The sequence below is a fragment of the Nonomuraea sp. NPDC049725 genome, assembly GCF_040674795.1.
GTDB classification, from domain to species: domain Bacteria; phylum Actinomycetota; class Actinomycetes; order Streptosporangiales; family Streptosporangiaceae; genus Nonomuraea; species Nonomuraea ceibae.
This window is the reverse complement of record NZ_JBFANJ010000016.1, coordinates 47573-66019: the sequence shown is the minus strand read 5'-3', so window position 1 is coordinate 66019 and position 18447 is coordinate 47573. Positions and strand designations below refer to the sequence as shown.

The window sequence follows — 18447 nt, the reverse complement described above, 5'->3', positions numbered from 1 at the left end:
TGCTCTCCTGTGTTGGCCAACATAGAATATGATTGCTAGCACACAAGGAGGGTGTGTGACAACGCGACGAGAGCAGACCAGCCACGAGAGCCGCGAACTGATCCTCACCGCGGCCGCGGAGCTGTTCGCCGAGAAGGGCTACCGGCAGACGACGTTCGTCGACGTGGCCGAGCGGTCCGGGATCAGCAGGGGCTCCATCCCCTGGCACTTCGGCAGCAAGGAGGGGCTGCTGCTGGCCGTGCTCGAACGCTCGGTGGCGGCGATCCGCGCGGGCCTCGACGCCGACGAGCCGGACCCGGGGCCGCTCTGGGAGGTGGAGGACGAGTTCGAGGCACTGTTCACCGCGCCGACCACCAAGCTGTTCGTCACGCTCCTGGTCGAGGCGCTGGAGCCGGGCTCGCCCATCCAGAGCCGCTACGCCGAGATCCACGCCACCCTGCGCGAGCACCTCCGGCGCAGGCTGCGACGGGCGCCGCTGCCCGCCGGGGTGTCGGCCGACGCGCTGACCGTGGTGATCGTCGGCGCGGGCATCGGCATCTTCCAGCAGTGGCTGCTGGCGCCCGACCGGGTCGACGCCGGGCAGGCGCTCGCGACGCTCCGCACGATGGTGGCCGCGCTGGTGCCCTGATCGGCGTCCCGCAGGTATCCCGCAGGCGTCGCGGATCAGCGCCGCGGCGGCCCGCCGACGGCGCGGGCCGCCAGGGACTCCAGCTCGGCCACCGCGAGGTCGGCGGCCGTCTCGGCGGCGATCTCGTCCGCCAGCCGGCGCGCCTCGCGCCGGTAGGAACCGTCGTGCAGGACCCGGCCGGCCGCGCGGGCGATCGTCCTGGCCGAGGCGCCCTTGCCCACGACCAGCCCGGCCCCGGCGTGCTCGACGCGGCGGGCGACCTCGCCCTGGTCCCGGCCGAGCGGCACGCAGACCAGGGGCACGCCCGCCGCCAGGGACTTGACGGCCGTGCCGTGCCCGGCGTGGGTGATCGTCAGCGCGGCGTGGGGCAGGACGGCGCTGTGCGGGGCGGTGGCGGTGACCAGCACGTTGCCGGGCGCGCGGACCGTCGCCGGGTCCACGGCCGGGCCGGTGGTCAGCAGCCCGCGCACGGGCAGCGTGCCGAGGGCCTGGGCGATGCGGTCGAGCAGCGCGCGCTGGTTCATGAACGTCGAGCTGAGGCTGACCAGCGCCAGCGGCGCGTCGCCCGGGGGCAGCTCCAGCTCCCCCACCCAGACGGGGTCGTCCAGCCGGGGCCCGGCGTGGCGGACGTGGTCGGGGAAGCGCCGTCCCGGGTAGTCGAGCGCGCGCGGCGACAGCACGAGGAACCGGTCGACGCGGGAGAACGCGCTGATGACCGACTCCACCGGCCGCAGCCCGTTGGCGGTGCGGGCCGCGTTGAGCGCCGGCAGGCCCTTGGCCCACGGCCTGAGCGTCATCTCCGCCACGATCCGGTCACGCAGGCGGGCCAGCGGGCCGGTGGCGGGCTTGAGGCCGGGCCCGAACGGCGGCGCCCCGGGGGTGGCGAACGGGTAGAGGGTCGTGCCGAGGGCGGCCACCGGGATCCCGGCGGCCTCACCGGCGGTGAGCGTACCCAGCAGGGAGAAGTCGGAGACCAGCACGTCGGCCGGGTGGGCGCGCAGCTCGGCCAGCGTGTCGCGGGCGAAGTCGGCCGCGGGCCCGCAGACGAGCCGGTCGCGCAGCCGGGCGAACGCGCCCATCGGCGTGCGGGCCTCGAAGTCCTTCAGCAGGTCCTGCGCCGGGTCGGTGGTGTCGCCCTGGGGCGCCGTCGTCCAGGCGACGGGCTCCGCGCCGGTGGCGGCGACCTCGTCGTGCAGCGACCTGTCCGCCAGCACCCGGACGCGGTGGCCGCGCTCGCGCAGCGCGCGGGCGACCGAGAGGGTGGGCGGCACGGCTCCGCCGCCGGACCAGGTGGCGAACAGGAAACTGCTACTCATGGTCACTCTTTCGCGGGTCGATCGAGGTCAGCAGGTCACGCATGGCGCGTTCGGCGTCGGCGCGGGCTAGGCCGAGGTCGCGCCGCCACAGCTTCCACAGGCAGACGTCGGTGGCGGCGTAGTGCAGGTTCAGCGCGTGCTCGCGGGCGGGGCCGCCGTCGGGGAGCCGGTCGGCGAAGACGCGCTCCAGCCAGGCCCGGTGCTGGGCGCGGGCATGGGCGGCGGCCCTGCCGATGGCCGGGACGCGGTCGACCTGCGCGATCCACAGCGTCACGGCGTCGCCGTCGCGCTCGTAGTCGTCGAACAGCGCCGCCACGATCGCCGCCACGTCGCCGGCCGGGGCCTGGCGGGTGTCGGAGATCCGGGCGGCGAGCCAGTCGGCGACGGCGTCGGCCAGCTCCTCCTTGCCGCCGAAGCGGTTGACGATCGTCTGCACGGACACGCCCGCCGCGTCGGCGACGTGCTGCAGCGTGACGTCGTCGTACCAGTGGCGCATCCACAGCCCCGCCGCCGCCTCCAGCACCCGCGTGCGGGTGGCCTCCACGGCGGCGGCGCGGGCTCCCATCCGGTACGGACGCCTGCTCCCAGTTTGCATGGAGTCATTACTATATTCAATTGGGTCGGCGGTCAAATGAAAAACGGGGCCCGCCGGTGACGGCGAGCCCCTTGATGCGCTCTACACCTCAGCCGAGGATGACCGTGGCGTACCGGTATCTCGTGCTGCCGTTCTCGTCACCCCAGTGCGCGCGGCCGACCATGACCTCGCCCGGGGTGCCGTGCGAGTAGTGGCTGCTCTCCTTGAGGTTCCCCGTCCACACGTGGGCCGCCAGACGCAACTGCCGCCCCTGCCAGTGGAGGGTGGCGGGCCGATACCGCGTGCTGCCGTTCTCGTCCCCCGTGTGCCACCGGCCGGCGATCGCCTGGTCGGCGGGCGTCTCGTAGAACGAGCTGCTCTCCCTCTGCGGGTCGCTCCACGCCCCCGGCGAGACCACGGCCTGCTCCCCGTTGACGAGGACCCGGCTGCAGTAGTAGGTCGTGTAGCCGTTCTCGTCCCCGCTGTGCTTGCGCCCCGTGATCACCTCGTTGAGCGGGCAGGTGAACGCCACGCCGCTCGACTCCTTGAACGTGGAGGTGTGCTGGAGCTGGGTCGTGATCGTCACCTCCGCGCTCTGCGAGGTGGTCGCGGCCGCGGGGGCCGCAGGCAGGGCGGCCAGGGCGGCCGTCGCCGCTACAGCGGATAGCACCTTCTTGTACACGCTCTTCGTCCTCCGGTTTCGTTTCCGATGTCGTCCGGTGGGCACCGAGTGCGTGAGCTTTTCAGCGCACGCCATCCCGCGCGATCGGTGACGCCCCGTTTGTCCCGTACTGCGGGCACGGCGCCTGGAAGGCGCCGCATGGGATGGTGATCACATGCTGGCCGCTGAGGCACCGCCGATTCGTCCGCCTGACGGGTGATCTCCGATCCGCCGCGCGGATTACCTCCCGCCGGCGCGCGCGGGAGGTCTCGATCGCGTGAGGGTCAGCCGGTGGCCGGCGTGGGCTGGCTCGCCTCGGGCTCGGGCAGCCAGGCGTCGTCGGGTGCGGCGAGCCAGTCGTGGGCGGCGGCGAGATCGTCCACGGCCCGGTGCAGGGCGCGCAGGCCGGGATGGTCGCCGTCGGCCCGCCAGATCATCATCCACGGGAACACCGCGACCGGCTCGACCAGCGGGCGCAGCACCGCGCCGGGGATCGCGGGCTGGGTGGTCAGGGTGAGGATGGGCGCGTCACGGTCGCGGATGTGCTGGGCGAGCTCGTCGCCGCCCCGCACGTGCGGGTGCGCCATCGCCGGGTCGACCCCGAACGGCGCCAGCAGCTGCAGGACGGCGTGCTCCCACCCGGGCGTCGCGTGGTCGCCGGCCCGGATGCACGGGCTGGTGCCGCGCAACGACTCCAGCGGCACGGCCGGCAGCCTGGCCAGGGGGTGCAGCTCGGGCACCAGCACCGCGATGGGCTCGTGGCGTACGGGACGCTGGCGCAGGCCCTCGAGCGCGCCCGGGCCGCGGCCGAACGTGACGTCCAGCCGCCCGTCCAGCAGCAGCGGCGACGCCGCCTCGGTGCCGTTGTGGAAGCGGGCGAAGAACTCCACCTCGGGCGCGAGCCGGCGCGCGGCGGCCAGCACCAGCGCGGGCGTGAGGCCGGAGCCGACGACGTCGACGGTGAGCGAGCGTGGCTCGCCGCGCAGCTCCAGCATGGTCGCGTCGTAGAGCCCGAGGATCTCGCGGGCCCGCGCCAGCAGGAGGCGGCCCTCCGGCGTGAGCGTCACCCGGCGGGTGGTGCGTTCCAGCAGCTTGCGGCCCACCCGGTCCTCCAGCCTGCGCACGTCGCGGCTGAGCGCCTGCTGCGCCACGAACAGGCGCTGGGCCGCCCGGCTGAAGTGCAACTCCTCGGCCACGGCCACGTAGTGGCGCAGCAGGCGGATCTCCACGTCGTCAGGCATGCCTCCTTCCTAGCCGATTGACGCATCCGGTGCGTGAATCGCCTTCGAACAGGTGTTGGACCCGCGCGGGGCGCCACCACCAGGATCGAGGCATGGCCGGACGAGGAACGATCACGCTCAGCTACGGGCTGACGGGCGTCATGAACGCGCTGTGGGGCGCCACGCTCCCGGCGACCGACGCGCGCCTGGAGCTCGGGCCGGGCCGGGTCAGCGCGCTGCTGATGGCGCTGGCCGTCGGCGCGCTCGTGGCCATGCCGGTGGCGGGCCGCCTGGCCGACCGCTGGACCGGGCGGGCCCTGCTGCGCGTCTGCGCCCCGGCGGCGGCGCTCGCGCTGACCGGGCCGGCGCTCGCGGCGGACGCGGGGACGCTGATGGCCTCGGCGGTGGTGTTCGGGATGCTGTCCGGGCTGCTCAACGTGGCACTCAGCCTCCAGGCGGCGGCCGTCGAGCGGGCGCTCGACCGGCCGATCATGGCGGGCGTGCACGGCGCCTGGACGCTCGGCGCGGTCGCGGGCGGCGCGGTCGTCACGGCGGCCCTGCGCGCGGGCGTCGACGTGCGGGTGCTGATGGCGGCGGGCGCGCTCGCCCTGGCCGCCGCCCTGACCGCGGTGAAGGGCGCCCCGGACGCCCCCGCGCCCCCGGCTCCGCCCGTGCCCGGCACCCGGGCGCCGGGGCGGCTGCTCCTGCTGGGCGTGATCGGCGCGGCGGCGTTCGTCAGCGAGGGCGCCGCCACCGACTGGGCCGGGCTGCACGCCACCCGCGTCCTGGGCGCGGACCCGGCCACCGGCTCGCTCGTCTACACGGTCTTCTTCGTCGCGATGACGGTCGTGCGCTTCACCGGCGACGCCCTGCGCTCGCGGCTCGGCGCCGGCCGCACGATCCGGCTGGCCGGCTCGACCGCCACCGTCGGCTACGGCCTCGTCCTGCTCGCCGGCGCGCTGCCAGCGAGCGCGCGGGTGGAGTGCGCGATGGCCGGCTGGGCGCTCGCGGGCGCCGGCATGGCCGTCGTCTGGCCGATCGTGGCCAGCCGGCTGGGCGCCGCCGACGGCGCAGCCCGCCGGCTGTCGGCCGTCACCACCATCAGCTACGGCGGCGGCCTCGTCGGCCCCGCCCTCATCGGGTACGTCGCGACGACCGCGACGCTGTCCCTCGCCCTGGTGATCCCGGCGGCGCTCGCGCTGCTCGTGGCCACCGTCGCACCACCCCTGCTGAACGCGGTCACCAGGACCGCGTCCGACACCCTGTCCAGGAGGACATCATGACCGTTTCCACGCTCCGCGTCCCGGACGCCCGCCTGCACTTCGAGGTACGCGGCCGGGGCCCGCTCGTGGCGCTCGTCGGCGCGCCGATGGACGCCGACGCCTTCGCCCCGCTGGCCGACCTGCTCGCCGCCGACCACACCGTGCTCACCGCGGACCCGCGCGGCATCAGGCGCAGCGTGCTCGACGACCCCGCCCGGGACTCCACCCCCGAGCTGCGCGCCGACGACCTGCACCGGCTGATCGCCCACGTGGACGCCGGGCCCCCCGTGGTGTTCGGCTCCAGCGGCGGCGCCGTCACCGCGCTCGCCCACGCCCAGGCCCACCCTAGGCAGTTGCGCGGCGTCATCGCCCACGAACCGCCGCTCGTCGAGCTCCTGGACGACCGCGACAAGCTGCACGCCCAGACCGACGACATGGTCGCCGCCTACCTCGGCGGCGACGTCATCGGGGCGTGGGCGGCGTTCATGGCGCAGGCGGACATCGCGCTGCCCGAGGGGGCGCTGGAGATGATGTTCGGCGGCGAACGCGATCCGCAGCACGTCGCCGACGAGCGCCGCTGGTTCGCCCACGAGCTGCGCGGCACCACCCGCTGGCGGCCCGACCTGGGCCTGCTCCGCTCCGCACCCGGCCTGGTCATCGGGGTCGGCGCGGAGTCGGCCGGGCAGCTCTGCGACCGCGCCTCCCGCGCGCTGGGGAACGCGCTCGGCCTCGACGCCGTCGTGTTCCCTGGCGACCACACGGGCTTCGCCGACGACCCCGCGGCGTTCGCCCCCGTCCTGCGCGCCGTCCTGGCCCGGCTCTGACAGCTTCGGGCACGTACGCATGGGTCGGCGCTTTCGATCGATACGTGGGCGAAACCGCTAGATTGGGCGGGACAAGCTCATCGGATGGCGAGGTCGAAGGTGCCGATCGGACAGGATGCCCGCAGGCCGGGACGGTACACGTGGATGCTGGCGCTGGGCGCGGTCGTGCTCGTGGTGGACCAGCTCTCCAAGTTCTGGGCGCTGTCGGCGCTGGCCGGCGGCCGGACCGTCACGGTGATCCCGGATCTGATCCGGCTGCGGCTGCTGTTCAACCCCGGCGCCGCCTTCTCCATCGGTGAGGGCGTGACGTGGGTGTTCACGCTGACGGCCGCGGCGGCCGTCGGCGGCATCCTCTACACCGGGCGGCGGCTGCGCTCGTCCGCCTGGACCGTCGTGCTCGGCGCGCTGCTGGGCGGCGCCGCCTCCCACCTGCTCGACCGCCTGTTCCGCCCGCCCGCGTTCGCGCAGGGGCACGTCGTCGACTTCATCGACTACGGCGGGCTGTTCGTCGGCAACGTGGCGGACATCGCCCTCACCGTGAGCTGCGCCCTGCTCGTGCTGCTCACCGTGCGCGGCATCCCCCTCGGCGCGGAGGCCGAGGAGCGGCCCTCCACCTGACCTCCCCGGCCGTCCCTCAGGCGCCTTCGGAGGTCAGCGCGGCCAGGTGGGCGCGGAGCACGGCGAGCATGGTGCCGGGGTCGAGCCGGTCAGGATAGAACGCGCCCTCCAGCGACAGCCCGTCGAGCAGCGCGCACAGGCGGCGGGCCTCCACCGCGACGTCCGCGCCTGGCCGCAGCCGGCCCGCCCGGCGCCCGCCTTCCAGGACCTTGGTGGTGAGCGCGAGCAGCCCGTCGTACAGCTCGTCGGCGTGGGCGCGCAGCTCGGGCCGTGAGCGGGCGGCGGCGGCGAACGACAGCCAGACGACGGCCTCGGTGCGGCGCTCGTCGTCCAGCGGCAGCATCTCCGCCAGCATGCTGACGACGGTCTCGCGCCGCTCGCTCTCGCTGATCGGCGCGGCCGGGTCCAGCAGCAGCTCCGCGTGCGCGGTCAGCCGGGCCAGCAGCCGCGCGGCCATCTCCCGCATCGCGAACACCATCAGCTCGGTGTGCCCGGCGAAGTAGTGCCGCACCGAGCCGATGGCCAGCCCGGCCTCGGCGGCGACGTTGCGCAGCGACGCCTGCTCCAGGCCGTCGCGGCAGATCACGCGGAACACGGCCTCGGCGACGGCCTGCCGCCGTTCCTCCGGGTCGACGATTTTCGGCACCCCCTCTTTATAGCACGGCCATGCTATGTTCTGATTTAGCATGATCGTGCTATCAACGGAGGTGTCATGAGCGGAACCCTGCTCGCGGTGGTCGTCGTCGTCCTGGTCGTCGCCGTGGTGATCCGGCGGTTCCGGGGGGAGCCGCTCCACGCCCGCGACCTGTTCGTTCCACCCGTCGCGCTCGTCGGCATCGGCACGTACACCCTGGTCGACAACGTGCGGCCGGAGGGGGCCGACCTGGCGTGGGTGGTGGCCGGGGCCGTCACGGGCCTGCTGCTGGGCGCGCTGCGCGGGCTCACCCCGCGCCTGTTCGTCCGCGACGGCCACCTCTGGCAGCGCTACACCGCCTGGACGCTGCTCGTGTGGGCCGCCTCGGTCGCGGTCAACGCCGGCCTCGGCGCCCTGGCCACGGCGGCGGGCACACCCGGCCAGATGTGCCCGATGACCCTGTCCATCGGCGTCAGCCTGCTCGGCGAGGGCCTGGTCCTGGCCCTGCGCGCCCGCACCACCGGCGCCCCGTTCGCCCCCGCCAAGGACGACTCCCCTCTCGACCGGCTCACCCGCCGCCGCCCCTGACCGGCGGACCGCGGCGGGGCCGGGCAGGCGTACGGGCGGCTCAGCGCGGGTCGCCGGTGAGGATCCACAGGTGGCCGAACGGGTCACGGACCCGGCCCGAGCGCTTGCCGTACGGCCGGTTCTCGATCGGCACGACCACCTCGGCGCCATGGGCGGTCATGCGCTCGCCGACGGCGTCCGGGTCGTCGACCTCGATCTCCAGGAGAACGGCGGAGCCGCCGAGGTCGTCGGGTGACAGCCACCCCCACGCGGGGACGGCCGGCGAGACGCGGAAGGACGACGCGCCGAGGCGGTGGTCGATCACGCTGGGCCGGCCGTCGTCCTCCCGGGGAGCGCTGAACACCTGCTCAGCGCCGAGAGCGACCTGGTAGAACGCCGACGCGCGGTCCGGGTCGGGCACGACGAGACGGGGACGGAGACGAAGGTCGGAAGTCATGCGCCCATCGTCGGGCCGGGCGGGGGCAGGGGTATTGAAGATTTGGGAACCAGACCTTCGGCACGCAGCCACTCGGCCGGCGCGCACCCGGCCATGGCCCGCCATTCCCGGGTGAAGTGCGCCTGGTCGGCGAACCCCGACGCCGCGGCCACCGCCGCCAGGCTGACCGTCCCGGCGCGGGCGGCGGCCACGAGCCTGCCCCGGGCGGCCTCGAACCGGAGGAGCCGCTGATACTCCTTCGGCGTCACGCCCAGCCCGCCCCGGACCGTGGCGCTCAGGTGACGCCGGGAGCACCCGAGCAGCCGGGCCGCCTCCTGCACCCGGCCGGTCCCGGACAGCGCCGCCAGCGCGGCCCGCAGTCCGGGGCCGCCGGTGCTCGCCCGGTGCCGGGCCAGCCCGGCGACCAGCGCGGCTTCGACCAGCGCCCGGCGGTGCGGCCAGGACCGGCAGGCCGCCAGCCGCTCGGGCAGGTGCGCCATCGCCGGGGCCACGTCGGCGAGATCGGCGACCTGCCCGGCCAGCGCCGACGCCGGCACCCCCAGCAGCGCGGCGGCGCCCGGCGGGCTCAGCGTCAGCCACACGCCGCGCGTCCCGCCCTCCTGCCGCAGCTCGGCCGGGTCCAGGTGCAGCCCGGCGACCACGGCCCGGAACCGTTCGCGCGAGGCCGGCCGCCCGAGCCACGCGATCTCCAGCGAGTCCGCCTCCGGGATCGTGATCGACACCGTGGACGAGGGCAGCCCGCGATGGAGGCCGGCCGGTCCGGGGCCGAGCTCGTACGGGCTCAGCGTCGCCACGAACGGCACCAGAGCGGCGGACCTCTGCTGAGCAGGCACGACGGTCACCTCTCCACCCTAGGGCGGCCGGGCCGCCCGTTTGGCGTGATCGCGCCGGGGAACCCACGGTGGATGTTCAACGGCTTCACTCTCGACCACGTCGACGTCGGACCGGTGACGCTGCGCGTGCGCCACGGCGGGTCGGGCCCCGCGCTCGTGCTCCTGCACGGGCATCCGCGCACCCACGCCACCTGGCACAAGGTCGCCCCCGCGCTCGCCGAGCGGTTCACCGTCGTCTGTCCCGACCTGCGCGGGTACGGCCGTTCGACCGTCCCGGCCGACGAGCCGGAGCACGCGCAGATGTCCAAGCGCGCGATGGCGGGCGACGTCGCCACCCTCATGCGGACGCTCGGGCATCAGGAGTACGCGGTCGTCGGACACGATCGCGGGTCCTACGCGGGCTTCCGGCTGACCATGGACCATCCCGGCCGGGTACGGGCCTTCGTGAACATCGGCGGCCCGCCGATCGGCGAGGTGCTCGACCGGGCCGGGGCGACCTTCGCCCGGCTCTGGTGGCACTGGTTCTTCCTCGGCCAGACCGACAAGCCCGCGGACGAGGTGATCAACCGCGACCCGGACAGGTGGTACGGCGACCAGCCCGGCCACGTGGCCGACGAGGCGTGGCAGGACTACCGGGCCGCCCGCCGCGACCCTCGGACCGTCCACGCCATGTGCGAGGACTACCGGGCGGGGCTCACGGTGGACCGGCGCGACGACGCGGCCGACAAGGCCGCCGGCAGGAGGATCGGCTGCCCGGTGCTCGTCGTGTGGGGCAGGCACGACGACCTGCCGGAGCTGTACGACGGCGACCCGGCCGCCCCCTGGCAGGCGTGGGCCGCCGACGTGCGGGGATGCGAGGTGGACGCGGGGCACAGCGTGCAGGAGGACAACCCCGAGGCGCTCCTGGCCGCGATCGTCCCCTTCCTGTCGCGCTAGGCAGCCCCGGCCCGCCACCCCGGAGTGGCGGGCCGCGACGACGGGCATGCACCTGCCCCGGACCGGCGAGGCCCGGTTCGGCTCGGCGGAACAGGCGCTGTTCCCGCACGGGCAGAGCCGCACCGCCGACTCCCTCGTCGCGACGCTCGCCACGCGCGCCGCCATGCTCGTCCTGCCCGAACAGGAACGTCAGGCGGCGCTCGGCCGGATCCGCGCCTACCTGGCGGCCAGGCCGGAGACCGCGCTCGGCGAGTTCACCCTGCCGATGCTGACCGGAGTGCTCCGCGCCAGGCGCCTGTAGAGGTCAGACCTTCCGCACCAGCGTGCTCTCGGCGTCGAGGCGGGCGCCGTCGGCCCCGGCCGGCACGATCTCCGGCACCCGGACGCCGTGCCGGTCGACCAGCGTGGAGTGGGCCTCGCCGGGCGCGAACGCGTGACGCTCCCCCCACTGCCGCAGGGTGAGGATGACCGGGAAGAGGTCACGCCCGGCGTCGGTGAGCACGTACTCCTGACGACGGCCCGACGGCGCGGCACGCTGCGCGAGGAGCCCGTGGGCGACGAGCTTGCGGAGCCGGTCGGTGAGGATGTTGCGCGCGATCCCGGTGCGCCGCTGGAACTCCGTGAACGACCGCGCCCCGTCCATCGCGTCGCGGACGACGAGCAGGCTCCACCGGTCGCCGACCAGGTCGAGGGTGCGGGCGACGGGGCAGGCGGGGTCGGTCCAGCCGGGGTCCTGCATTGGCGACTCCGTTCGGTTGCGGATTGAAACCATCATGCCGTACGGTCCAAACAGTTGCAATCTGCTACTGATTGGGTCGATGTGATGGATGCGTGGCGGCGTGCGCTGCTGGCGGTGGTGTGCGGGGTGGCGGTGGCGAGCGTCTACGCCGCGCAGCCGGTGCTGGAGCCGATGGGTCGCGATCTCGGCGTGCCGGCCGGGCTCACCGGATGGATCGTGGCGATCGGCCAGCTCGGCTACCTGGCGGGGCTGGTGCTGCTGGTGCCCCTCGGCGACGTGGCCGACAGGCGGCGGCTCATCGCCGCGCACCTGGCGCTCACCTCTGCGGGCGCGACCCTGACGGCCTCGGCCCCGGCCGCCTGGGCAGCGCTCGCGGGGCTGGCGGTGGCCGGGGTGTTCGCGGTCGTCGTGCAGACCACCGTGGCCTACGCCGCGTCGGTCGCGCCGCCCGCCGAACGCGGCCGCACCATCGGGGTCGTCACCTCCGGCGTCGTGATCGGCATCCTGGGCTCGCGGGTCGTCACCGGCCTGCTCGCCGACGCGTGGGGCTGGCGGAGCGTCTACGCCGTGCTCGCCGCGCTGTCGCTCGGGCTCGCGGCCCTCGTCCTCCTCGCGCTGCCGGCGGAGAAGCGGCCCGCCCGGCCCGCCACGTACGGGCAGGCCGTCGCCTCGCTCGGCAGGCTGTTCGCGCAACGGACCTTCCTGACGTACGGGTTCGTGGCGTTCTTCCTGTTCGCGTCGTTCGGCGCGCTGTGGAGCGGGCTGTCGCTGCCGCTGGCGGACGCGCCGTGGCGGCTGAGCGAGAGCCAGATCGGCCTGTTCGGCGTCGCCGGGCTGGCCGGCGCGCTCGGCGCGGCACGCGCGGGACGATGGGCCGACACGGGACGGGCGGTCCCCGTCACCGGCCTCGCACTCACCCTGCTCATCGTCTCCTGGGCGGCGATCGCGCAACTCCCCCGGTCGCTGTGGCTGCTCGCCGCCGGGATCGTCGCCCTGGACCTCGCCGTCCAGGCCGTGCACGTGAGCAACCAGCACCTCCTCACGCTCGCGCACCCGGATCGCACGAGCGGCGTCGTCGGCGGCTACATGGTCTTCTACTCGCTCGGCTCCGCCCTCGGCGCGGCCACGACCACCGCCGTCTTCACCACCTACGGCTGGGCGGGCTCCAGCCTGCTCGGCGCCGGGTTCGCAGCCTGCGCGCTGGCGGTCTGGGCCACCGGCAGCCGCGCCCGGCCCCGATGACCGGGCACGGCCGTCCGGTCACTCGACCATGAGCTGATAGGCGGCCTTGGCCGGCCCGGCGGTGGCCTCCCCCGGCCACGTCGCGAGGTAGCTGTACCTGCCGGCTACGGCGGGCGTGTCGGTGAACGTGTACGTGCCGTCGGCGTTCACCTTCACTGGTGGCAGCTTGACGCTCCCATCGCTGACGCCGTCGACATACACGCTGCGCTGGACGGTGAGCGTGGCCCCCGGCGACGGCGGCCTGCCGCCCACGGCCAGCACGCCGGTCACCTCCAGAGGCTTGCCGACGCTGCCTGACTGCGGCCCGTTCATGGTGAGGGTGGATCTGTGCCTGATTGTCACGGTGACGGAGGCGTTGCTGCGGCGGAAGTGGTCGTCGCCGTCCCAGAACACCGAGTAGCTCACCTCGCCGGCGTCCAGCCGGGTGTCCTCGAAGGTGAACGTGCCGTCCTTGCGGGTCGTCACGTCCGTGATCGGCTCCTTCGTGCCGTCGATCGGGCGCCGGGTGACCGTGAGCGGCCTGAGCCCGAGCGGCTTGCCGTCGGCGCGGATGAGCCGCCCCTCGACGGTGACCGGCGAGCCGACGTACGCGCGCGCCGGGGCCGTCACCGTCAGCTGGGACGCCGGCAGCGTCACGCCTGTCACCCGCCACAGCAGCAGCCGGTCCGCGGAGCTCCGCAGCAGGACGAAGACGTCCGGGCCGGAGAACGCGACGCCGTCCAGGAGCGTTTCGGCGTCCGGCTGGTCGGCCGCGAACAGTGCCGCGCCGGTCGCGGCGTCGTAGAGCGTGAGGTCGGTGCTGCCCCACTGGCGTCCGGCGGCGACGTAGGCGCCGCCCGGGCCGAGCGCCACGGCCGACGGATAGCCGTCCCAGCCGTCGCCGTAGGTGCCGGTCGCCGCCAGGCTCCTCGTGTCGTACCGGGTGAAGTGACCAGGGGTGTCGGCCGCGGAGAACAGCGTGGTGCCGTCGGAGGTCAGGGCGAGGTCACGCAGGTAGTCCATGCGCCACTCCTCGCCGTCGATCGTGCCGCGCAGCTCCGGGGCGCCGCCGACGACGTCGTAGACCAGCATGTCGGCGTGGTGCAGGCCGGTCCGGCCGACCACGAGCGTGTCGCCGGCGGCGGCGAGCGCGGGCGGGCGCAGGTGCTCGCCCCCGACCGCCACCGGCGCCGGTGAGGCGGCGCTCAGGTCGAGCCCGACGACCCCGCCAGGGCCGTCGTCGCACCCGTGCCCCACCCACAGCCGCTCGCCCAGCAAGGCCAGGGTGGACGGGCACGGGTGGGCCGGCAGGTCGATCCGCCGGGTGACGGCGAGGCTCGCGGTGTCGATCTCCGCCACCTCGTCCGAGCCGGTGAGGGCTGCGTACAGGCGGGTCCCGTCCGCGTTCACGGCCAGCTCGCGGACGCCGGGCAGGCCGGTGAGGACGTCGCCGGTGAGGTCGCCCGCGGTGTCGGCCACGATGATCCGGTCGCCGGCGGAGACGAACACCCGGCCGCCGCCGATGGCCAGGTCGGCGGTGTAGGCGTCGAAGGTCACGCCGAGGTCGGTCGTGGCGCCGGCCGCCGAGGCGGCAGGGGCCACGACGGTCAGCAGGCCGGTGATCAGGGCGGCGGCGCCGCAGTGAGCGGCTAATCGGCGAGCCAGTGGGTGACGCACGAAGACCTCCTGCACGAATGGGAACGTATGTTCTAATCACAGCGCATGAACACTCTCCCGTCAAGATCACAGGAGTCCCCCCTCGGTGGGATCCGATGCCGAGTGCGCTGGGTGGGCGGCGTCGCGGTCGCGGGAGCCGGCCCGGGCGGTTACGGGAGATCGAAGGGGGCGGGGGCGTGGCCTTCCCAGATCTGGCGGGACGCCTCTTCGGGGTAGGGCAGCGTCTCCGGCTCGGAATTCAGGACGCGGGTGAGGCGCTCGCCGGGCCGGTGGGCGGGCCAGCCCGCGTCGCCGGTAGTGACGAAGCGGACCCACGCCCCCTGGAGCTCGCGGGAGAGCGCGACGGCCTCGGGAGTGGGCTGCTCGCCGATGAGCTGGGCGCCGACGGGGCTGTCCAGCGTGCCGAACGCCAGCGGCATGTCCAGGCTGTGGCAGGCGCCCAGGATGCCGCCGCGGACCGGGGCGGTCCAGCACAGTTCGAACAGGTACGAGGTGCCGCCCGCTGCGGCGTTCGCCTCGGCCAGCTTCTGTGACGGCATGCGGAAGAGGGCGTCGGAGTACACCGTCTCCACCAGCTCCTCCGGGCCCGCCTGCGGGAACGTGGCACGGTAGGCCCGGGCGCCGTCCGGCTGCGGGGCGAGCAGTTCCAGGGCCGCGCGGGCGTCCTCCTCGGTGAAGGCGCCGTACCGGCCGCTCATGACGCTGAAGTACCGGAACTCGTCCCGGGTGTGGCCGACGAGCAGGTCGGTCCCGTCGGCGCGCGCGCCGGTCAGCGCGGGCCAGGGGGTTTCCGGGAGGACCTCGCCGTCGACGACGGGGCACAGCGCGGTGCCGGTCTCCGTGAGGCGTCCCCAGCTCTCGCGGTGCGCGTGGAGGCCGGCGTTGAAGGAGGTGAGCTCGGCGGCCAGGCGCCAGGGGTCGATGTCGCGCAGGGCCTCGGCGGTGGGGGCCGCCGCGCCGAGCCGGTCCGCGAACGCGGCGGTGACCTGCCGTGCCAGCGCGGGGGTGCTGTGCAGCCCCGGCACCGAGTGGGCGATGGCCCGCCGGAACAGGCCGCGCGCGGGCTTCATCGTCAGGAGGGCGGCGACCGAGCCCGCCCCGGCGGACACCCCGCCCACGGTGACCCGGCCGGGGTCGCCCCCGAAGGCGGCGATGTTGCGCTGCACCCACTCCAGCGCCGCGATCTGGTCGAGGAACCCGCGGTTGGGCGGTGCGTCGTCGAGGAACGCGAATCCCTCCGCGCCCACGCGGCAGTTGATGGTCACCACGACGACTCCCGCCTCGGCCAGCGCCGCCGGGTCGAACATCGGGTCGCTCGACGCCGCCGAGAGGTAGCCGCCCACGGGGATCCACACCAGCACCGGCAGTCCGGCCGCGCCGGGATCCGGGGTGCCGATGTTGAGCGTCAGCCAGTCGTCGCCCTGCGGGGGCACGTCGATCGGCAGGGACAGCGGCACCACGGGGCCGAACTCGACCGCCTGCCTCGTCCCCTCCCAGCGGTGCGGCGGCGCGGGCGCGGCGAAGCGGAGCGGCCCGACCGGGGGCCGGGCGTAGGGGATGCCGCGGAACACCGCGTGCCCCTGCCGCCTGCGCCCCTGCACCACGCCTTCCGTGGTCCGTACCTTCGGCTCTCCTGACATGGCGGTTCCTTTCCTGGAGTGGACCCCAGGATTATGGGTCAGGTGTATTATGTCAACTGTATTGGAACAGCCCCGAGGGAAGGGCCGGCGATGCCGAAACAGGTGGACCATCGCGGACGCCGCGAAGCGATCGCCCGCGCGCTGTGGCGGGTGGTGGAGCAGCGCGGCGTCACGCAGCTGACGATGCGCGTGGTGGCGCAGGAGGCGGGCATGTCACTCGGGCAGCTGCAGCACTACTTCGCCTCCCGGACCGCCATGCTCTCCTTCGCCATGGACCTCGCGTCCGAGCAGACGTCGGCGCGCGTACATCAGGGGCTCGAGAAGCTCGGCGACCGTCCGCACCCCCGTGACGTGCTGCGGCTGACGCTCGCCGAAATGCTCCCCCTGCATGCCGACGCCCGCGCGACCAGCCGGATGAGCGCCGCCTACGTCCTGGAGGCGCTGCACGACGAGGCCGTGCACGAGCAGGCGCGCCGCGGCCTCGTCCAGGGGCGGGCCCTTGTCGAGCGGCTGGTCCGCCAGGCGATCGCCGACGGGCACATCGACTCCGGCCGCGACCCGGTGACCGAGACGAACCTGCTCCTCGCCCTCACCGGCTTCACCTCCCTGATCGAACTCGACGTGATCGAGCCCCAGGACGCGCTCGCCGCGATTGACGCGCATCTGGACCGGCTGTTCAGCAGTACGTGACCTGCCCCGGGAGGCGGGGGCGGGCTCCGCTCAGTGTTTCCGCTCGCCCAGGACGCAGAACTCGTTGCCCTCCGGGTCGAGGAGGGTCACCCAGTGCTGCTCGTCCTGCACGGTGTCGGCGCGCCGGGCGCCGAGGGAGAGCAGCCGGGCGACCTCGGCCTCCTGGTCGTCGGGGCGGAAGTCGGGGTGGAGCCGGTTCTTCGCCGTCTTGCCCTCGGGGACAGGCACGAAGAGCAGCCCCGGCATCCGGTCCGGTTCGGGCCGGATCTCGATGATCTCCTCGGTTTCGTCGACCACGATCCAGCCGAGAGCCTGGGCCCACCAGCGCCCGAGCGCGACGGGGTCGGCGGAGTCGACGATGATCTGTTCCCATTCCAGTGCCATGGGCCTGAGCATAGACAGGCTGCTTTGACAGTGATTCGGGCGGTCTGCTAGATCTAAAACGGAATCGGAATCCGAATCCGTTTTATCGAAAGGGCCGCCATGAGCAAGGACCGTTTCTTCGTGCTGGACGCCGGGGACTCCCGGCCCGCCCGCGTGCCTCTGCCGCCGCGGGCGAGCGTCAAGGCGAGCGCCGAGGACACCCAGGGCCGCTTCTCCCTCCTGGAGCTCCGCGGCGGCGACGTCCCCCCGTACGCGCACGACGACTACGACGAGTTCGTGTACGTCATCGCGGGCGAGCTCGGCGTCGACGTCGGCGGCGAATCCCACCACCTGACCGCGGGGATGTGCGTCCTGCTGCCGCGCGGCGTCACCCGCGCCATGCGTGACCTCGGCGGCGACGCCTCCCCCGTGCACGCGCTGCGGGTGTCGGCGCCGGGCGGCCGGGAGCGCCACCTGGAGGACGCCACCGGGGCGGACCCGCAGGACGACTGGGGCGACCCGGACCGCTGCTTCGTGCTGAAGCCGGGCGAGGCGCGTCCGGGGCGCGTCCCCGTGCCGCCCGCGTTCTCCGTCAAGGCGCGCACCGCCGACACCGGCGGGCTGTTCTCGCTGCTGGAGGTGACGGTCGCGCAGCCGGTCCCCCGGCACACCCACCTGGTGGCCGACGAGTGCGTCTACGTGCTGGACGGCGAGCTGGAGATCGAGTTCGACGGCTCGGTCCACACCGCGGGCACGGGGCAGTTCGTCCTGCTTCCGCATGGCGTGCCCCACGCGATCCGGCCGGGCTCCACGCCGCCGCCCCGGGTGATCCAGATCTCGTCACCCGGAGGCTGGGAGAGCGTGGTGGAGGCCCTGATCGAGCACAGGACCGAGGTGAGCAAGGGGGGCCGGTTCGACCCGGCGGCGCTCAACCGCCACACGCGCAGGCACCACGTCGTCTACGAGGAGAGCTAACCGGTCGGCGAGGAGGGGCGGCCGGGCCGCAGCGCGTCGAGGGCGAGCCTGACGAACCGCCGCCAGTCGCCGCTGCCCGTGCGGATCACCGCCGCCAGCCCGCACACGATCATGTAGACGTCGGTCACCGTGGCGTCGTCGCGGACCGAGCCCGCCGCGCGCCCGCGGTCGAGCAGCGTGCCCGCCAGGCCCTCCAGCGCGGTCCGGCTGTCGCCCGACGGCTCGGCCGAACCCATGGCCGACTCGATCGCGCCGGACAGGCCGCGGTCCTTGGCCAGCACCTCGCCGATGCCCGTCAGCAGCAGGTCCAGCCCCGCACCGGGGTCGGGCGCGGCCAGGCAGCGCTCACGGGCGAAGTCCAGGATCTCCGCGAACCGGTGCTGCGCCGCCGCCTCGACCAGCGCCTGCCGGGTGGGGAAGTGACGGTAGACGGTGCCGATGCCCACGTCGGCGGCCTTGGCCACCTCCGCCATCTGCACCTGGTCGCCGAGCTCGGCGAACAGCTCGCGGGCCACCTCCAGCACGCGTGCTCGATTCCGTTCGGCGTCGGTCCGCGACTTGCTCCGGCTGGCTGGCACGATCGCAGATTACCAGCGCCCCGGCGCTCACCCC

At 74.3% G+C, this 18447-nt stretch carries 22 protein-coding genes; 10 read left to right on the top strand and 12 right to left on the bottom strand.

What is annotated here, in order from left to right; genetic code table 11:
• The first annotated feature begins 55 nt into the window (after positions 1 to 55).
• Entirely contained in the window at positions 56 to 628 is a 573-nt protein-coding gene (locus AB0J53_RS34040) for a TetR/AcrR family transcriptional regulator (RefSeq protein ID WP_364179952.1), read from the top strand.
• A 35-nt stretch (positions 629 to 663) separates the two neighbouring features.
• On the opposite strand, the gene AB0J53_RS34035 is transcribed toward AB0J53_RS34040, so the two are convergent.
• From AB0J53_RS34035 to AB0J53_RS34020, 4 genes are all read right to left on the bottom strand, one after another.
• The gene (locus AB0J53_RS34035; protein ID WP_364179950.1) at positions 664 to 1944 is read right to left on the bottom strand and encodes a glycosyltransferase; all 1281 of its coding nucleotides are present in this window, start codon (positions 1942 to 1944) and stop codon (positions 664 to 666) included.
• On the bottom strand, positions 1937 to 2539 hold the full coding sequence (locus tag AB0J53_RS34030) for a TetR/AcrR family transcriptional regulator (RefSeq protein WP_364179948.1): 603 nt from the start codon (positions 2537 to 2539) through the stop codon (positions 1937 to 1939). The genes AB0J53_RS34035 and AB0J53_RS34030 overlap by 8 nt, the downstream gene beginning before the upstream one ends.
• Positions 2540 to 2627: 88 nt before the next feature.
• Positions 2628 to 3200, bottom strand: coding sequence for a hypothetical protein (locus AB0J53_RS34025; protein ID WP_364179946.1), 573 nt, complete (start codon positions 3198 to 3200; stop codon positions 2628 to 2630).
• Between the two features lie 263 nt (positions 3201 to 3463).
• Positions 3464 to 4420: a LysR family transcriptional regulator gene (locus tag AB0J53_RS34020; RefSeq protein WP_364179944.1), complete on the bottom strand. Its 957-nt coding sequence runs from the start codon at positions 4418 to 4420 to the stop codon at positions 3464 to 3466.
• Positions 4421 to 4512: 92 nt separating this feature from the next.
• Between AB0J53_RS34020 and AB0J53_RS34015 the strand changes: the two genes are divergently transcribed.
• The 3 genes from AB0J53_RS34015 to AB0J53_RS34005 all read left to right on the top strand — a co-directional run bounded on the left by AB0J53_RS34015 (position 4513) and on the right by AB0J53_RS34005 (position 7103).
• Positions 4513 to 5682: an MFS transporter gene (locus AB0J53_RS34015; protein WP_364179942.1), complete on the top strand. Its 1170-nt coding sequence runs from the start codon at positions 4513 to 4515 to the stop codon at positions 5680 to 5682.
• Positions 5679 to 6485: an alpha/beta hydrolase gene (locus tag AB0J53_RS34010; RefSeq protein WP_364179940.1), complete on the top strand. Its 807-nt coding sequence runs from the start codon at positions 5679 to 5681 to the stop codon at positions 6483 to 6485. Before AB0J53_RS34015 ends, AB0J53_RS34010 begins: the two co-directional genes overlap by 4 nt.
• Before the next feature lie 84 nt (positions 6486 to 6569).
• Positions 6570 to 7103, top strand: a complete 534-nt coding sequence (locus AB0J53_RS34005; protein WP_364179938.1) for a signal peptidase II — start codon at positions 6570 to 6572, stop codon at positions 7101 to 7103.
• A 16-nt stretch (positions 7104 to 7119) separates the two neighbouring features.
• On the opposite strand, the gene AB0J53_RS34000 is transcribed toward AB0J53_RS34005, so the two are convergent.
• The gene (locus AB0J53_RS34000; protein ID WP_364179936.1) at positions 7120 to 7749 is read right to left on the bottom strand and encodes a TetR family transcriptional regulator C-terminal domain-containing protein; all 630 of its coding nucleotides are present in this window, start codon (positions 7747 to 7749) and stop codon (positions 7120 to 7122) included.
• A gap of 66 nt (positions 7750 to 7815) precedes the next feature.
• On the opposite strand from AB0J53_RS34000, the gene AB0J53_RS33995 reads away from it, so the two are divergent.
• Positions 7816 to 8325, top strand: coding sequence for a hypothetical protein (locus AB0J53_RS33995; RefSeq protein WP_364179934.1), 510 nt, complete (start codon positions 7816 to 7818; stop codon positions 8323 to 8325).
• Positions 8326 to 8365: 40 nt separating this feature from the next.
• On the opposite strand, the gene AB0J53_RS33990 is transcribed toward AB0J53_RS33995, so the two are convergent.
• Entirely contained in the window at positions 8366 to 8761 is a 396-nt protein-coding gene (locus AB0J53_RS33990) for a VOC family protein (RefSeq protein WP_364179932.1), read from the bottom strand.
• Positions 8758 to 9594, bottom strand: a complete 837-nt coding sequence (locus AB0J53_RS33985; protein WP_364179930.1) for a helix-turn-helix domain-containing protein — start codon at positions 9592 to 9594, stop codon at positions 8758 to 8760. Before AB0J53_RS33985 ends, AB0J53_RS33990 begins: the two co-directional genes overlap by 4 nt.
• 72 nt (positions 9595 to 9666) lie before the next feature.
• Between AB0J53_RS33985 and AB0J53_RS33980 the strand changes: the two genes are divergently transcribed.
• Both AB0J53_RS33980 and AB0J53_RS33975 read left to right on the top strand, forming a co-directional pair.
• Positions 9667 to 10530, top strand: coding sequence for an alpha/beta hydrolase (locus AB0J53_RS33980; RefSeq protein WP_364179928.1), 864 nt, complete (start codon positions 9667 to 9669; stop codon positions 10528 to 10530).
• Between the two features lie 46 nt (positions 10531 to 10576).
• On the top strand, positions 10577 to 10831 hold the full coding sequence (locus AB0J53_RS33975) for a hypothetical protein (RefSeq protein WP_364179926.1): 255 nt from the start codon (positions 10577 to 10579) through the stop codon (positions 10829 to 10831).
• Positions 10832 to 10834: 3 nt separating this feature from the next.
• Here AB0J53_RS33975 and AB0J53_RS33970 read toward each other — a convergent pair whose 3' ends face one another.
• Positions 10835 to 11269, bottom strand: a complete 435-nt coding sequence (locus tag AB0J53_RS33970) for a helix-turn-helix domain-containing protein (RefSeq protein ID WP_364179924.1) — start codon at positions 11267 to 11269, stop codon at positions 10835 to 10837.
• A gap of 84 nt (positions 11270 to 11353) precedes the next feature.
• Here AB0J53_RS33970 and AB0J53_RS33965 point away from each other — a divergent pair, with 84 nt between their 5' ends.
• Positions 11354 to 12511: an MFS transporter gene (locus tag AB0J53_RS33965; RefSeq protein WP_364179922.1), complete on the top strand. Its 1158-nt coding sequence runs from the start codon at positions 11354 to 11356 to the stop codon at positions 12509 to 12511.
• A gap of 18 nt (positions 12512 to 12529) precedes the next feature.
• On the opposite strand, the gene AB0J53_RS33960 is transcribed toward AB0J53_RS33965, so the two are convergent.
• Together AB0J53_RS33960 and AB0J53_RS33955 are read right to left on the bottom strand one after the other, a co-directional pair.
• Positions 12530 to 14167, bottom strand: a complete 1638-nt coding sequence (locus AB0J53_RS33960) for a hypothetical protein (RefSeq protein ID WP_364179920.1) — start codon at positions 14165 to 14167, stop codon at positions 12530 to 12532.
• A gap of 149 nt (positions 14168 to 14316) precedes the next feature.
• Positions 14317 to 15807 carry a carboxylesterase family protein gene (locus tag AB0J53_RS33955; RefSeq protein ID WP_364179918.1) on the bottom strand — a complete coding sequence of 497 codons (1491 nt, stop codon included), beginning with the start codon at positions 15805 to 15807 and terminating at the stop codon, positions 14317 to 14319.
• A 90-nt stretch (positions 15808 to 15897) separates the two neighbouring features.
• Here AB0J53_RS33955 and AB0J53_RS33950 point away from each other — a divergent pair, with 90 nt between their 5' ends.
• Entirely contained in the window at positions 15898 to 16497 is a 600-nt protein-coding gene (locus AB0J53_RS33950) for a TetR family transcriptional regulator C-terminal domain-containing protein (protein ID WP_364179916.1), read from the top strand.
• A 30-nt stretch (positions 16498 to 16527) separates the two neighbouring features.
• On the opposite strand, the gene AB0J53_RS33945 is transcribed toward AB0J53_RS33950, so the two are convergent.
• Complete coding sequence (locus AB0J53_RS33945) at positions 16528 to 16881, bottom strand: VOC family protein (protein WP_364179914.1); 354 nt, start codon at positions 16879 to 16881, stop codon at positions 16528 to 16530.
• A gap of 99 nt (positions 16882 to 16980) precedes the next feature.
• On the opposite strand from AB0J53_RS33945, the gene AB0J53_RS33940 reads away from it, so the two are divergent.
• A complete protein-coding gene (locus tag AB0J53_RS33940) occupies positions 16981 to 17835 on the top strand; it encodes a cupin domain-containing protein (RefSeq protein WP_364179912.1) in 855 nt (284 codons plus the stop codon).
• On the opposite strand, the gene AB0J53_RS33935 is transcribed toward AB0J53_RS33940, so the two are convergent.
• The gene (locus tag AB0J53_RS33935) at positions 17832 to 18413 is read right to left on the bottom strand and encodes a helix-turn-helix domain-containing protein (protein WP_364179910.1); all 582 of its coding nucleotides are present in this window, start codon (positions 18411 to 18413) and stop codon (positions 17832 to 17834) included. The two genes, AB0J53_RS33940 and AB0J53_RS33935, sit on opposite strands and share 4 nt — an antisense overlap.
• Between the last annotated feature and the right edge of the window lie 34 nt (positions 18414 to 18447).

Bases quoted from the DNA above. Each gene is read 5' to 3' on its own strand.
- AB0J53_RS33975 (WP_364179926.1), top strand. From the start codon at position 10,577: ATGCACCTGCCCCGGACCGGCGAGGCCCGGTTCGGCTCGGCGGAACAG.
- AB0J53_RS34015 (WP_364179942.1), top strand. From the start codon at position 4,513: ATGGCCGGACGAGGAACGATCACGCTCAGCTACGGGCTGACGGGCGTC.
- AB0J53_RS33950 (WP_364179916.1), top strand. From the start codon at position 15,898: ATGCCGAAACAGGTGGACCATCGCGGACGCCGCGAAGCGATCGCCCGC.
- AB0J53_RS34010 (WP_364179940.1), top strand. From the start codon at position 5,679: ATGACCGTTTCCACGCTCCGCGTCCCGGACGCCCGCCTGCACTTCGAG.
- AB0J53_RS34020 (WP_364179944.1), bottom strand. From the start codon at position 4,420: ATGCCTGACGACGTGGAGATCCGCCTGCTGCGCCACTACGTGGCCGTG.
- AB0J53_RS33965 (WP_364179922.1), top strand. From the start codon at position 11,354: ATGGATGCGTGGCGGCGTGCGCTGCTGGCGGTGGTGTGCGGGGTGGCG.
- AB0J53_RS33970 (WP_364179924.1), bottom strand. From the start codon at position 11,269: ATGCAGGACCCCGGCTGGACCGACCCCGCCTGCCCCGTCGCCCGCACC.
- AB0J53_RS33995 (WP_364179934.1), top strand. From the start codon at position 7,816: ATGAGCGGAACCCTGCTCGCGGTGGTCGTCGTCGTCCTGGTCGTCGCC.
- AB0J53_RS33955 (WP_364179918.1), bottom strand. From the start codon at position 15,807: ATGTCAGGAGAGCCGAAGGTACGGACCACGGAAGGCGTGGTGCAGGGG.
- AB0J53_RS34030 (WP_364179948.1), bottom strand. From the start codon at position 2,539: ATGCAAACTGGGAGCAGGCGTCCGTACCGGATGGGAGCCCGCGCCGCC.
- AB0J53_RS34035 (WP_364179950.1), bottom strand. From the start codon at position 1,944: ATGAGTAGCAGTTTCCTGTTCGCCACCTGGTCCGGCGGCGGAGCCGTG.
- AB0J53_RS33990 (WP_364179932.1), bottom strand. From the start codon at position 8,761: ATGACTTCCGACCTTCGTCTCCGTCCCCGTCTCGTCGTGCCCGACCCG.
- AB0J53_RS34005 (WP_364179938.1), top strand. From the start codon at position 6,570: ATGGCGAGGTCGAAGGTGCCGATCGGACAGGATGCCCGCAGGCCGGGA.
- AB0J53_RS33945 (WP_364179914.1), bottom strand. From the start codon at position 16,881: ATGGCACTGGAATGGGAACAGATCATCGTCGACTCCGCCGACCCCGTC.
- AB0J53_RS33980 (WP_364179928.1), top strand. From the start codon at position 9,667: ATGTTCAACGGCTTCACTCTCGACCACGTCGACGTCGGACCGGTGACG.
- AB0J53_RS33940 (WP_364179912.1), top strand. From the start codon at position 16,981: ATGAGCAAGGACCGTTTCTTCGTGCTGGACGCCGGGGACTCCCGGCCC.